Source organism: Tropicibacter sp. S64, from assembly GCF_049803835.1.
GTDB lineage: Bacteria > Pseudomonadota > Alphaproteobacteria > Rhodobacterales > Rhodobacteraceae > Pacificoceanicola.
Genome location: NZ_JBNAGK010000001.1, coordinates 286,008 through 298,730, shown reverse-complemented (window position 1 = coordinate 298,730; position 12,723 = coordinate 286,008). Strand labels below are relative to the sequence as shown.

13 protein-coding genes are annotated in these 12,723 nt (G+C 65.3%); 5 read left to right on the top strand and 8 right to left on the bottom strand.

Annotated elements, in window-relative coordinates; genetic code table 11:
• Positions 1-3 precede the first annotated feature (3 nt).
• The 5 genes from kdsA to ACP159_RS01480 form a co-directional block, all read right to left on the bottom strand.
• A complete protein-coding gene (gene kdsA / locus ACP159_RS01500; protein WP_425097843.1) occupies positions 4-837 on the bottom strand; it encodes a 3-deoxy-8-phosphooctulonate synthase in 834 nt (277 codons plus the stop codon).
• Positions 834-1,622 (bottom strand): 3-deoxy-manno-octulosonate cytidylyltransferase, encoded by a 789-nt coding sequence (locus ACP159_RS01495; RefSeq protein ID WP_425097842.1) that lies wholly within the window; start codon positions 1,620-1,622, stop codon positions 834-836. The genes kdsA and ACP159_RS01495 overlap by 4 nt, the downstream gene beginning before the upstream one ends.
• Positions 1,619-2,572: a KpsF/GutQ family sugar-phosphate isomerase gene (locus ACP159_RS01490; RefSeq protein ID WP_425097841.1), complete on the bottom strand. Its 954-nt coding sequence runs from the start codon at positions 2,570-2,572 to the stop codon at positions 1,619-1,621. Before ACP159_RS01490 ends, ACP159_RS01495 begins: the two co-directional genes overlap by 4 nt.
• A gap of 61 nt (positions 2,573-2,633) precedes the next feature.
• Entirely contained in the window at positions 2,634-3,317 is a 684-nt protein-coding gene (locus tag ACP159_RS01485; protein ID WP_425097840.1) for an HTTM domain-containing protein, read from the bottom strand.
• Positions 3,307-3,720, bottom strand: a complete 414-nt coding sequence (locus tag ACP159_RS01480) for a hypothetical protein (RefSeq protein WP_425097839.1) — start codon at positions 3,718-3,720, stop codon at positions 3,307-3,309. Before ACP159_RS01480 ends, ACP159_RS01485 begins: the two co-directional genes overlap by 11 nt.
• 184 nt (positions 3,721-3,904) lie before the next feature.
• On the opposite strand from ACP159_RS01480, the gene xsc reads away from it, so the two are divergent.
• Positions 3,905-5,683 carry a sulfoacetaldehyde acetyltransferase gene (gene xsc / locus ACP159_RS01475; RefSeq protein WP_425097838.1) on the top strand — a complete coding sequence of 593 codons (1,779 nt, stop codon included), beginning with the start codon at positions 3,905-3,907 and terminating at the stop codon, positions 5,681-5,683.
• Between the two features lie 40 nt (positions 5,684-5,723).
• Here xsc and ACP159_RS01470 read toward each other — a convergent pair whose 3' ends face one another.
• Positions 5,724-6,575 carry a phosphate acyltransferase gene (locus tag ACP159_RS01470; RefSeq protein ID WP_425097837.1) on the bottom strand — a complete coding sequence of 284 codons (852 nt, stop codon included), beginning with the start codon at positions 6,573-6,575 and terminating at the stop codon, positions 5,724-5,726.
• 27 nt (positions 6,576-6,602) lie between these two features.
• On the opposite strand from ACP159_RS01470, the gene ACP159_RS01465 reads away from it, so the two are divergent.
• Positions 6,603-7,739 (top strand): citrate/2-methylcitrate synthase, encoded by a 1,137-nt coding sequence (locus ACP159_RS01465; RefSeq protein ID WP_425097836.1) that lies wholly within the window; start codon positions 6,603-6,605, stop codon positions 7,737-7,739.
• Between the two features lie 56 nt (positions 7,740-7,795).
• The gene (locus tag ACP159_RS01460; RefSeq protein WP_425098190.1) at positions 7,796-8,749 is read left to right on the top strand and encodes a YeiH family protein; all 954 of its coding nucleotides are present in this window, start codon (positions 7,796-7,798) and stop codon (positions 8,747-8,749) included.
• Positions 8,750-8,761: 12 nt separating this feature from the next.
• Here the strand turns inward: ACP159_RS01460 and ACP159_RS01455 are convergent, their stop codons facing one another.
• On the bottom strand, positions 8,762-9,430 hold the full coding sequence (locus ACP159_RS01455) for a hypothetical protein (protein WP_425097835.1): 669 nt from the start codon (positions 9,428-9,430) through the stop codon (positions 8,762-8,764).
• 82 nt (positions 9,431-9,512) lie between these two features.
• The gene (locus ACP159_RS01450; protein ID WP_425097834.1) at positions 9,513-10,055 is read right to left on the bottom strand and encodes a thioesterase family protein; all 543 of its coding nucleotides are present in this window, start codon (positions 10,053-10,055) and stop codon (positions 9,513-9,515) included.
• 136 nt (positions 10,056-10,191) lie between these two features.
• On the opposite strand from ACP159_RS01450, the gene ACP159_RS01445 reads away from it, so the two are divergent.
• The gene (locus tag ACP159_RS01445; protein ID WP_425097832.1) at positions 10,192-10,485 is read left to right on the top strand and encodes a YggT family protein; all 294 of its coding nucleotides are present in this window, start codon (positions 10,192-10,194) and stop codon (positions 10,483-10,485) included.
• 158 nt (positions 10,486-10,643) lie between these two features.
• Positions 10,644-12,701: a DNA helicase RecQ gene (gene recQ, locus ACP159_RS01440; protein WP_425097831.1), complete on the top strand. Its 2,058-nt coding sequence runs from the start codon at positions 10,644-10,646 to the stop codon at positions 12,699-12,701.
• The last annotated feature ends 22 nt before the right edge of the window (positions 12,702-12,723 follow it).

Sequence of the window (12,723 nt, the reverse complement as noted above, 5' to 3'; positions counted from 1 at the left end):
CGGTTACAGCGCGTAGCTGCGGGCCTTCGTCAGATCGTCGATGGCCTTCAGCCCCTCCAGAACCTGGCCCAGCGCCTGCACAGGCACCATGTTCGGGCCGTCAGACGGCGCGTTGTCCGGGTCCTCGTGGGTCTCCATGAAGACCGCGCCGCAGCCGATGGCCAGCGCCGCCCGTGCCAGCGGCTCGACATACTCACGCTTGCCGCCAGACGAGGTGCCCTGCCCGCCGGGCATCTGCACCGAATGCGTTGCGTCGAACACCACCGGCCGTCCGGTCTCCGCCATGATCGGCAGGGAACGCATGTCCGACACCAGCATGTTGTAGCCGAACGATGTGCCGCGCTCGCAGAGCAGGATCTTCTCATTGCCGGTGCTGGCGATCTTGTCCGCCACGTTGGCCATGTCCCAGGGCGCGAGGAATTGCCCCTTCTTGACGTTCACCGCCTTGCCGGTCTCTCCCGCCGCCAACAAAAGGTCCGTCTGACGGCAGAGGAAGGCCGGGATCTGGAGCACGTCGACAACCTCGGCGACCGGGGCGCACTGCCCGGCGTCATGCACATCGGTCAGCACCGGCACGTCGAACTCATCCCGGATGGCTCCGAGAATGCGCAGACCCTCGTCCATGCCCAGCCCGCGCTTGCCCTTGAGCGAGGAGCGGTTCGCCTTGTCGTAGCTGGCCTTGAAGATCCACGGGATGCTCGACGCCGAAGCCGCTTCCGCGATCTTCTCCGCCAGCATCCGGGCATGATCGAGGCTTTCAAGCTGGCACGGCCCGGCGATCAGCGCGAAGGGCAGGTCGTTGGCGATGGTCACATCGCGGATTTGAACAGCTTTCATGCGATGCCTTCCTTCTTCAGAACCCCTTCGATGCGGCTCACGTCCACGGGGTTGTTGAGTTCCCAGAACACCCGGCCCTTGCCCTCGACCGGCACGCAGGTCACGTCCATGCCGTTTTCCAGAAACCGCAGCTGCTCCAGCCCCTCGGCCTTCTCGATCGGTCCTTCGGGCCAGCCCATGTAAGACCGCAGGGCGCCCGGGCGGTAGGCGTAGACACCCACATGGTGCCAGACCTCCGGCGGCGTTTCGAGATTGCCGACGTAAGGCAGCACTTCCTTGGAGAAGTAGATCGCCTTGCCATCGCGGCGCATGACGGCGGTGGTGCCGCCGACACGGCCCGCGTGGCGGTCGGAGACGAAATTCGACAGGGTTTCGTGATCGCATTTCAGCACTGGCGTCGCCATGTTCACCGTGGCATCGGACATGGCCGCGATCAGGTCTTCGACGAACCAGGCCGGGGTCAACGGTGCGTCGCCTTGCAGGTTCACGACGACATCCGGCTCGCAATCCAGTTTCGCCACACCCTCGGCGCAGCGCTCCGTGCCGTTGCGGGCGTCGGAGGAAGTCATGATGACCTCCGCACCGAAGGCCTTCGCCGCATCGGCGATCCGCGCGTCGTCCGTCAGGACGTAGACCGCATCTGCGCCCTTGACCGACTTCGCCGCTTCCCAGCTGCGCTGGATCAGCGACTTCGCCACGCCCGTCGCGCCGGTCAGTTCCACCAGCGGCTTGCCCGGGTAGCGCGAGGACGCATAGCGGGCGGGGATGAAGATGACCGCGCTCATGCCACACCTGCCCGAAGTGCATCGTGAATGTGCAGAAGCCCCACCAGCCGGTGATCCTCCTCGACCACCAGCAAGACCGTCCGTTTCGACATGTTCATGACTCCCAAGGCCTCCGTAAGCAGCGTATCCGGCCGGGTGACCAGCGGCGTGCGCGTGGCAACCCCACCCGCGGTCCGCTCCATCAGCCCGTCCATGTTGCGGCGCAAATCGCCGTCCGTGATGATCCCGGCCAGGCGGTCGCCGTCAACAAGCGCCGCCACGCCAAAGCCCTTCTTGCTCATTTCCAGCAGAACCTCGCTCATTGGCGCGTCTTCTGTCACCAGCGGCAGTTCCGAGCCCGTGTGCATGACCGCCCGGACATGGAGAAGCTGCGCACCCAGCGTCCCGCCGGGGTGGAAAGCGGCGAAGTTCTCCTTGCCGAAACCCCTGTGCCGCATCATCGCCACCGCCAACGCGTCGCCCAGCGCCATGGCCATGGTGGTCGAGGTCGTCGGCGCCATACCGATGGCACAAGCTTCGGCGGCGTCCGGCAACAGCAGGACATGCTGCGCCGCGCTGCCAAGGCTGCTTTCGGCGCGTTTCGTCATGGCGATCAGCGGGATGGCAAAGCGGGCGCAATGGGCGATCATGTCGGCCAACTCGCGGGTCTCGCCGGAATTGGAGATCAGGATGACCGCATCATTGCGGGTGATCATGCCAAGGTCGCCATGGCTCGCCTCTCCCGGATGCACGGTCTGCGCCGGGGTCCCGGTCGAGGCGAAGGTCGCGGCGATCTTGCTCGCTACATGGCCAGACTTGCCCATGCCGGAAACGATCACGCGCCCCTGCACCTTCAGAAGCAGGTCAACCACAGCATCAAAGCTCTCGGGAAGCTCCGCGCCAAGCCGTGTCAGCGCGGCGGCCTCGGTGGCGAGCACCTCGCGGGCGATGTCGGACGGGGTTGCGGTCATGTTGCTCTCGGTGGCCTCTTTTCTGCCTGTTACAGCGCCTTGGCCTCCGTGTCCAATGCGGCTAACCGATCAGCCTGCCTTGCAGCCAGAGGATCGAGGGATACGCCGCGATCCAGATCCAGAAAAACCGGTTCAACCCGAAGAAACAGGCATTGGAGAAATGGAAGGCGGCGGTGCAGGCCAGCGCCGCCATCAGCGTCAGTGGATGCAGGAGGCTGAGGGGAAACGCCAGTTCAAGGAGCATCACCGCCCAACCGGCAGCTTGCAACACGCGCGGACGATCGGCCCAACCACGCAGGCTCTCGCTAACGGGATAGGCGGAAAAGCGGAAGACGTCCCGAAGCGCCGCGCCGCTGCGCCAGTCCGGGTTGATGATCTTGATCCAGCCGGAGGTGAAATAACTCAGGAGAAGCTGCGCTGCGAGATAGGCGAAGGCAAGCTCCGCGTAGCGCTCCGGGGCAAGCCGCGAAACCGTCAGGCAGGTCAGGATGAGCAGGGTCATCTTGTCGCTGCCGCCGTTGTAAGGGCCTTGATAACGGTGCAGAAGCAGGAGGCTCGTGGCCAATAGAGGCACAAGAGTCACGGCGGGCTGAATCCCGCTGAGCAGCAGCAGCAGGCACAATCCAGTCCGGGCAAGGAAGATCCAGCGACTGCGCCGCTCCGTCGCCAGATGCTCGAGGCTTTGCTGGATCATGGCCAGCGCGAGCAGGATTTCCGTCACACGCAGGGCAAGCTCAAACGGCATCGTCCGGCACCCGCTTTGCAAGGCTTTCGTACTCGACGAAGAGCCCGATCCGGTCTCCCTCGGGCGCGAGGAAGATGACGCGAAACTCCATCACTGCGCCCGGCGGGACAGACCCGAGCCGGATGATCCGCTCTGCCAACTCCCGCACCGCATGGTCGGCCTGGTCCGGATCGCTGGCCAGGCGCTCGGAAAGACTGACAAGGTAAAGCTGTTCGTTCCAGCGCGGATTCCAGAGCATCCGGCGCAGCATCCGCGAGATCCGCACATGCTCCGGGCGATGCTCGCAGCCGACCCAATCCCCACCATCGACGCGATACTCGATGCGCGGACTCGGCCCCACGGTCTTGAAGAACCGCCAAGAGGGCACGAGCGCGGGCAGATAGAGCGAGAGGAGGTTGGGCATTCGGCGGTTTCCAGAAGCGTCGCCCTCCGATGTACGGCAGCAGGTTTTAATCTCCCGTTTCCGGCTCACCGAAGAGTTGGACATAACCGGGCACATCAACTGGCCCTATCCGGTGGAGAGTGCAGCGCTTACCATGACCGGCAAAGGCCGCGTGCGGCGGCGACACGCTCAGGGAATTCCACCAATGAAAATGACCACCGAAGAAGCCTTCGTGAAGGTGCTGCAGCGCCACGGCATCGAACATGCCTTCGGCATCATCGGCTCCGCCTTCATGCCGATCTCGGACCTCTTCCCGAAAGCCGGGATCAAGTTCTGGGACTGCGCGCACGAAGGCTCCGGCGGCATGATGGCGGACGGCTACACCCGCGCTTCGGGCAAGATGAGCATGATGATCGCGCAGAACGGTCCGGGCATCACGAATTTCGTCACGGCGGTCAAGACGGCCTACTGGAACCACACGCCGCTGCTCCTCGTCACGCCGCAGGCCGCGAACAAGACCATCGGTCAGGGTGGCTTCCAGGAAGTCGAGCAGATGGCGCTGTTCCGCGACATGGTCGCCTACCAGGAGGAAGTCCGCGATCCCTCCCGCGTGGCCGAAGTGCTCACACGGGTGATTTCCAAGGCAAAGCAGGCCAGCGCCCCGGCGCAGATCAACATGCCGCGCGATTTCTGGACGCAGGTGATCGACATCGAGATCCCCGAGCCGATCAATTTCGAGCGATCCTCCGGTGGCGAGACCTCCGTCGCCGAAGCCGCCGCGCTGCTGTCGCAGGCGAAGAACCCGGTGATCCTCAACGGCGCGGGCGTGGTGCTGTCGAAGGGCGGCATCGCGGCGAGCATGGAGCTTGCCGAGCGGCTGGAAGCGCCGGTCTGCGTTGGATACCAGCACAACGACGCTTTCCCGGGCAGTCATCCGCTGTTTGCAGGGCCTCTGGGCTACAACGGATCGAAGGCGGCGATGGAGCTGATCCGGGAGGCGGATGTGGTCCTGGCGCTGGGCACAAGGCTCAACCCGTTCTCGACCCTGCCGGGGTACGGGATGGAGTACTGGCCCACAAGCGCAAGGATCATCCAGGTCGACATCAACCCGGACCGCATCGGCCTGACGAAGAAGGTCACGGTCGGCATCGTTGGCGACGCGGCGAAGGTGGCAAAGGGAATCCTGCGGCAGCTTTCCGAGAACGCGGGTGAGGCCGGACGTCAGGAGCGCCGAGCGAAGATCGCCGAGACCAAGTCGCGCTGGGCGCAGCAGCTCACCGAGATGACCCACGAGGACGACGATCCCGGCACCAGCTGGAACCAGCGCGCCCGCGCCGACAAGCCGGACTGGATGAGCCCGCGCATGGCCTGGCGCGCGATCCAGAGCGCCTTGCCGCGCAATGCGATCATCTCCTCCGACATCGGCAACAACTGCGCCATCGGCAACGCCTATCCGTCCTTCGACGAAGGCCGGAAGTATCTTGCCCCGGGCCTCTTCGGTCCCTGTGGTTACGGCCTTCCGGCGATCATCGGCGCGAAGATCGGCTGCCCGGACGTGCCGGTGGTCGGCTTCGCCGGAGACGGTGCCTTCGGCATCTCGGTCACGGAACTGACCGCGATCGGCCGCAAGGAATGGCCCGCGATCACGCAGGTGGTCTTCCGCAACTACCAGTGGGGCGCGGAGAAGCGCAACTCGACGCTGTGGTATGACGACAATTTCGTCGGCACCGAACTCGACGATGGCGTGTCCTACGCCGCCATCGCGCAGGCCTGCGGGCTCAAAGGTGTCCAGACGAAGACCATGGACGAGCTGACGGCGGCGCTGGCGCAGGCGGTGAAGGACCAGATGGAAAACGGCGTCACGACGCTGATCGAGGCTCTTATCAATCAGGAACTGGGCGAGCCTTTCCGCCGTGATGCGATGAAGAAGCCGGTGGTCGTGGCGGGCATCGACCCGGCGGACATGCGCAAACAGGCGGTCTAGCGGCCTCCCTCCCCGTTGGGGAGGGTCGGGGTGGGGGACGTCAGCCCAGGGCCACCGTCACCGCCGTCGCCGCGACGATATCCTCCACCGTCGCCCCGCGCGAGAGATCGCAGACGGGGCGGCGGAAGCCTTGCAGGATCGGGCCGAGCGCCTGTGCGCCCGCCAGTTCCTGCGCCAGTTTGTAGGCGATGTTGCCTGCATCCAGAGACGGGAAGACCAGCACATTGGCATCGCCCTGCCCCAGTCCCTTCTTCGCCGCAATGCGCGGATTGAGCGCCGCGTCCGCCTGCACCGGTCCGAGAAAGCCGGTGGCCGAGGCAGCGGCACGGACGAGATCGACGCTGGGACCGCTGCCTGAGGTGCCGGTCGAGAAGCTCAGAAGCGCGGGGCGGGAGTCGCCGAGAAGCGCCTTGGCCGAAAGGTCGGACGCCACAGCGATGGAGGCCAGCGCCTCCGCATCCGGCGCGACGTTCACGGCGCAATCGGCAAAGAGCATCTCGCGCCCGTCCGGGAAGAGCATGAGGAAGAAACTCGACGGCACCGTCACCCCTTCCGCCAGACCGATGGCGATGGAGGCCGCCTCGATCACGCGCCGCGTCGGGCTGTCCGCGCCCGCGACCATGCAATCCGCCTCCCCCGCCGCGACCATGGCCGCGGCGCGGAACAGCGGCTTGGCCAGCATCCGCCGTGCGATCCCCTCCTTCATGCCGCGCGCTTCGACGAGCGCCGCAAGCTGCGCCTCGGACGGCTCCGCCAGCCCGACCGGCTCCGCCAGTCTCTCGGCTTTCAACCGCGTGCAGGCTACGGCGACACGCGCATCCTCCATTTCCGGAAAGACCACCCGCGCCTGCCGTGTGCGGGCGATGTCGAAAACCCTCTCCAGAACCGCCATGCCGACCTCCCTGATCCGAAAGGCACCATGATGAGCGAAGACGTGAAGATCAACCGGGGCCTCAAGGGCATCTACTTCGAACGCTCCGGCGTGAGCCATATCGACGGCGCGGCGGGCGAACTTCTCTATCGCGGCTACACGATCCACGATCTTGCCGAGAACTCGACCTTCGAGGAAGTGTGCTACCTGCTGATTCATGGCGACCTCCCTGATGCAGAGCAACTGGAAACCTTCGACGCAGCCCTGAAAGACGCCCGCAACCTGCCCCCCGCGATCTTCGACATCATCGACAGCATCAAGGACGGTCATCCCATGGACGTCCTGCGCACCTGCGTCTCGGCCCTTGCCGCGCTGGAGCCGGGGAGCGCCGAGAAGGGAGAGGACGGCTTTCTGAAGAACGGCATCCGCCTGACCTCCCAGGTTCCGATGATCGTTGCCGCGCATGAGGCGATCCGCAATGGCCGGCACCCGGTGCCGGCGGACAAGACCCTCAGCCATGCTGCGAACTGGCTCTGGATGCTCAAGGGCGAGAAGCCCAGCGCCAATGCCGCCCGGCTTGCGGATGTGGATTTCATCCTGCACGCGGAGCACGGCGCGAATGCGTCGAGCTTTGCCGCCCGTGTGACCGTCGGCACGGAGGCCACGCTGCACGGGGCCATGGTCACGGCCCTCTCGACCCTTGCCGGTCCGGCCCACGGTGGCGCGGCGGAGGACGTTATGAAGATGGTCGCGGAGATCGGCAAACCCGAGAACGCCGCCGCCTATGTCAAGGCCAAGCGGGCCAACCGCGAAGCCGTCACCGGCTTCGGACACCGCGTCTACCGCGCCGAAGACCCGCGCGCGCGGCACATGCGCGAGGGCGTGCGCAAGCTTGGCGAGGAAATGGGTGCACCGGAGTGGTACGCCATCCTGCAGGCAGTGGTGGAGGCGATGAAGCCCTACGCCCGCCACGGCCTCAACGTGAACGTCGATTTCTATTCCGGCGTCATCTACCAGTTGCACGGCATCCCGATGGACCTTTACGTGCCGATCTTCGCCATCGGGCGGATGCCCGGCTGGCTGGTGCAATGTCTCGAACAGCAAAGGCAGAACATCCTGATCCGCCCGCTGACCCTGTACAACGGACCGGACCCGCGGCCCTATGTTCCGATGGTGGAGCGGTGAGGAGCAAGTCTTTGGAGACGTTGAAAGACAAGGTCGAGCACCTGTTCCCCGGCGTGATGGTCGCCACGCTGGTCGCCGTCGCGGCGAAGTTCCTCTCGGAGCACTATGCCACCCCCGCCATGCTGCTCGCCCTGCTGCTGGGCATCGCCGTGCATTTCCTCGCGGAAGACGGCAAGACAGCGCCAGGCATCGCCTTTTCGGCCAAGGGCCTGCTGCGCGCCGGGGTTGCGTTGCTCGGTGCGCGCATCAGTCTCGATCTGCTGATGGCTCTCGGCGGGCCGCTCATCACGCTTGTTGTAGCAGGCGTCGTGCTGACCATCGGGTTCGGCCTGCTGATCGGCAGGTTTTTCAACGCCAGTTGGAAGTTCTCGCTACTGACGGCGGGCGCGGTGGCGATCTGCGGCGCCTCTGCCGCCATGGCTATCGGCGCGATCCTGCCCCGCGACGAGCGCTCCGAAGAGCGGCTGATCTTCACCGTCGTCGGTGTCACGGTGCTCTCGACCCTCGCCATGATCCTTTACCCGATCCTCGTTGCAACGCTGGATCTGGACACGGCACAATCGGGCGTTTTCCTGGGCGGCACGATTCATGACGTGGCCCAGGTCGTCGGCGCGGGTTTCTCCGTCAGTCAGGAAACCGGCGAGACCGCGACGCTGGTCAAGCTGATCCGCGTGGCGATGCTCGCCCCCGTGGTGCTCGTCGCCTCGCTGCTCATCCGTTCGCTGACCGAAGGCACGCCCGGCGAAGGGCGTCCGCCGTTACTACCCGGCTTCGTCATCGGCTTTCTTGCGCTGGCCGCGCTCAATTCGATGCACCTGATCCCTCACGTCGTCGCCGAATGGCTCGGCGAGGCCTCCCGCTGGTTGCTGCTCGCCGCCATCGCCGCCGTGGGGATGAAGACGAACCTCAAGCAGGTCCTCGCCGTCGGCCCCGCCGCAATCGCGCTGATCGTGGTCGAGACACTGTTTATCGGGGGCTTCATCCTCGGCGGCATCCTCGCGATGTCCTAGGACGGCTCCGGATCATCCCCTGCGCCGCAGCCCGAGCATACCCAGCGCGGCCAGCAACAGCGCGCCACCGGCGGGCAGGGGCACCGTGGCCGGTGACGTGAGGGTGACGTTGTCGAGCCCGACGATCTCGCCACCATTCGCGGCTTCGGTCTGGAAGCGGATCTCGCTGACGTTTCCAAGAATGCTGGTCCACACACCTGCGGACACACCAAAAGCCGCGGCGTTGAAGGCAATGCTGGCCGTCTGCCAGCTTCCGGTCGGGTTTGCGGGCACGATGTCCATCACCGCGCTCTGACCGGACCCGGAAATACGCAGGGTTCCGAAGCTGAGATGCTGGGGATTGGCCGTGCCGAAGGACTCGATGAAGTCGATGGAAAAGAGGCCATTGTCGTAGAGCGACAGGTCGCCGGTCCAGCCGTTTCCGAAAACCGCGTGCTGCCAGTTGGCCGTGGCGTCGTCATACTGAATATACGCATCGCCCGCGCCGCCAGGACCGCCCGTGGTGACGTGGCTGACGGTGGCACCGCCGGGCGTGCCGCCCGCACCTCCCGCCGCCACGGTCTCGTAGGCGCTCCAGCCATTCAACCCGCCGGAAAAGTCCTCGATGAGGACGGCCGCCTGTGCGCCGCTGCCAAGAAGGATGGCGACACAGGCCGCCTGTGCCTTCATCACGAAAGTCATCGTCAAATACTCCAAACCCGGAAACTCCAATTTCGTCCTAGCAGAACAAGGAAGAGTCGCCCAAGTCGGAAAATGATGGCGCTCAAGCCTCCGCGTCTGTCATCGGCGGCCACGGCCGCTTGTCCTCCGCGGCGATCCAGAGCCTGATCCACTCCGGCATCTCCGGCGAGGTCGCGTCGAGTTCGAATGCCGCCATGATCCGGTCCGGAGTCACGATACCGTTCCGGTCAGTCACGGCGGAGCGATAGACCGCATGACTGGTGCATTCGCTCCCCTTCCACATGGACTGCTCGATGTAGACGAAGCGGTGATCCCACCCGGCCACGCGGCTCAGCACCTTTACCTTGTCGAACATCCGGACGCGGCGGCGGTAGCGGACCACGGAGCCGGCAATCGTCAGGCCCCAGGTCTCGCGCTTGAGGATGGCGAGCAGCCCGGCCCGCTCCGCCATCGGGATGCGCCCGAGATCGTAGAGCGTCAGCGTCCGCCCGTTGTTCAGCTCCATCCACAGGTCGAGATCCCAGGGCATGCAGCGATGGTAACTCACATGGGTGTCGAAGAAGCCGATGCGCGGCGCGCGGCGGGCGAAGTACATGTCCTTGAACAGGCGGAAAAACGGATACATCGGCGGCTCCTTCTGACGTCGCGTTGTGGTGACCTCGCCGCACCGCCGCGTCAACCACGACCTCGCGTCGCGGCTTGCCCTTCGGGCAGCGAATGCTTAGGTCTTGCGCGGTCTTTCCGAAAACAAGAGGCGCCTGATGCAGTCGTTGTTCCAAATCCTTATGCTGATCCTCGACATTGTCTGGTTCTTCATCATCGCGCACGTCATCATGAGTTGGCTGATCAACTTTCAGGTTCTGAACCTGCGCCAGCCGATCGTCGCGCAGATCTGGGACGGCCTGAACCGCATCCTCGAACCTGCTTACTCCCGCATCCGCCGCATCCTGCCCCCGATGAGCGGCATCGACCTCGCGCCTCTGGTGGCGCTCGTCGGAATCTATGCGATCCGCATCATACTCGCGAACAACGCAGGCGTCTTTTACGGGTATTGAGCCAGAGTCTGCGGTGCGCAGACTTTTTGGTCTAAGGTCAGTTCACGCTCTCAGGCCCCGACATTTGCGAAGAATACCGCTACTCGGGGCTTGATTCACCGAATCTTAGTATGAGACTGTCGGGATGAGAGCAGATATAGACAAACCCGGCAGGTCCCATGCCCCGCGACACAGCGCCCGCAGAGGCGCTCCTGAAGGATATCTTCGGTTTTGATGGATTCCGCCCCGGCCAGGGCGAGATCGTCGATGCGGTCGCGGCTGGCCGGAATGTGCTGGCCATCATGCCCACTGGTGGCGGCAAATCCCTGTGCTTCCAGCTGCCTGCGCTGATGCGCGCGGGCGTGACCGTGGTCATCTCCCCCCTCATCGCCCTGATGCGCGACCAGGTGCGCGGGCTGCGCGAGGCGGGCGTCGCCGCCGGTGCGCTGACGTCCGGCAATACGCAGGAAGAGACGGACGCTGTCTGGGACATGCTGCAGGACGGCTCGCTGAAACTGCTGTACCTTGCTCCGGAGCGGCTCGCCAATGTCGGCACGCAGCGCATGCTGGCGCAATCGCGGGTCAGCCTGATCGCCGTGGACGAGGCGCATTGCGTGAGCCAATGGGGCCATGACTTCCGCCCTGATTACCTGCGCATCGGCGAATTGCGCCGGGCGCTGGACGTACCCCTTGCCGCCTTCACCGCCACGGCCGATGCCGAGACGCAGGAAGAGATCGTCACCCGCCTGTTCGACGGTCAGCGTCCGGAAACCTTCCTGCGCGGCTTCGACCGGCCGAACATCCACCTTGCCTTCCAACCCAAGGACGGCCCTCGCCAGCAGATCCTGTCCTTCGCCGCCGCCCGCAAGGGCCAGTCCGGCATCGTCTACTGCGGCACCCGTGCCAAGACCGAGACCCTGTCCCGCGCGCTGAGCGAGGCGGGCCACAGCAGTTGCTTCTATCACGGCGGCATGGAGGCGGACGACCGCCGCGCCGTGGAGGCGCGGTTCGCCACCGAGGAGGGCCTGATCGTCGTCGCCACCGTCGCCTTCGGCATGGGTGTCGACAAACCCGACATCCGCTGGGTCGCCCACGCGGATCTGCCCAAAAGCATCGAGGCCTATTACCAGGAGATCGGTCGCGCCGGACGCGACGGAGCGCCCGCCGAGACGCTGACGCTCTTCGGCCCGGACGACATCCGCCTGCGCCGCGCCCAGATCGACGAAGGCAACGCCCCGCCAGAGCGCCGCGACGCGGACCATGGTCGCCTGAACGCGCTTCTGGGGCTGGCCGAGGCGCTCGGCTGCCGTCGTCAGGCGCTGCTGAAATACTTCGGCGAAGAGGCGGACCCCTGCGGCAACTGTGACCTCTGCGATAACCCGCCCGAGGTGTTCGACGGCACCGAAGCCGTACGCAAGGCCCTCTCCGCCGCGCTCAGGACCGGCGAAAGCTTCGGCGCGGGGCACCTCATCGACATCCTGCAAGGCAAGGACACCGACAAGGTCCGCCAGCGCGGTCATGACAGCCTGCCGACCTTCGGCGTTGGCAAGGACCTGTCAAAGGGCCAGTGGCAGGCGGTCTTCCGCCAGATGATGGGCCGTGACCTGATGCGCCCGGACGCGGAACGCCATGGAGCTTTGGTCATGACCGACGCAGCAAGGCCGATCCTGCGCGGCGAGGAAAGCATAGAACTGCGGAAGGACGCCGTGGTTCGCGCCGACGACGAGCGCAGGCCTGCGGTCAAGGCGCTGGTCAGCGACGAGGATGCGCCGCTTTTCTCGGCCCTGAAGGCCCGGCGCACTGCCCTGGCCCGCGAGGCGCAGGTGCCGCCCTACATGATCTTCCCCGACCGCACCCTGATCGAAATGGCGGAGCGCCGCCCCGTGAACATGGATCAGATGGCGCGCATCAACGGCGTCGGGGCCAAGAAGCTGGAGAGCTATGGCCGCGCCTTTCTGGAGGTCATCAACGGCGCGGTGGAAGACGTGCACCCCACCCGGCGCAGGCTGGCCAGCCGCGGCACGGGAACGGTGTACGACGCTCTGATGGAAGCCCAGGCGCAACTCCTGCGCGGACCTGAAGGTCTGGACAAGCCCCTGTCCTGTTCGGCCTCGCTGCTGGCAAAGGTTGCCGAGCAAAAACCGGATTGCGATCACTCCATGGAGCGCCTCCTCGGCGAGAAGAAAGCCGAGCGTTTTGGTGCGGCTTTCCTTGAGGTTCTACGGGAGGCAGGCTAGGTACTCTGCCCGGGACGCAGAC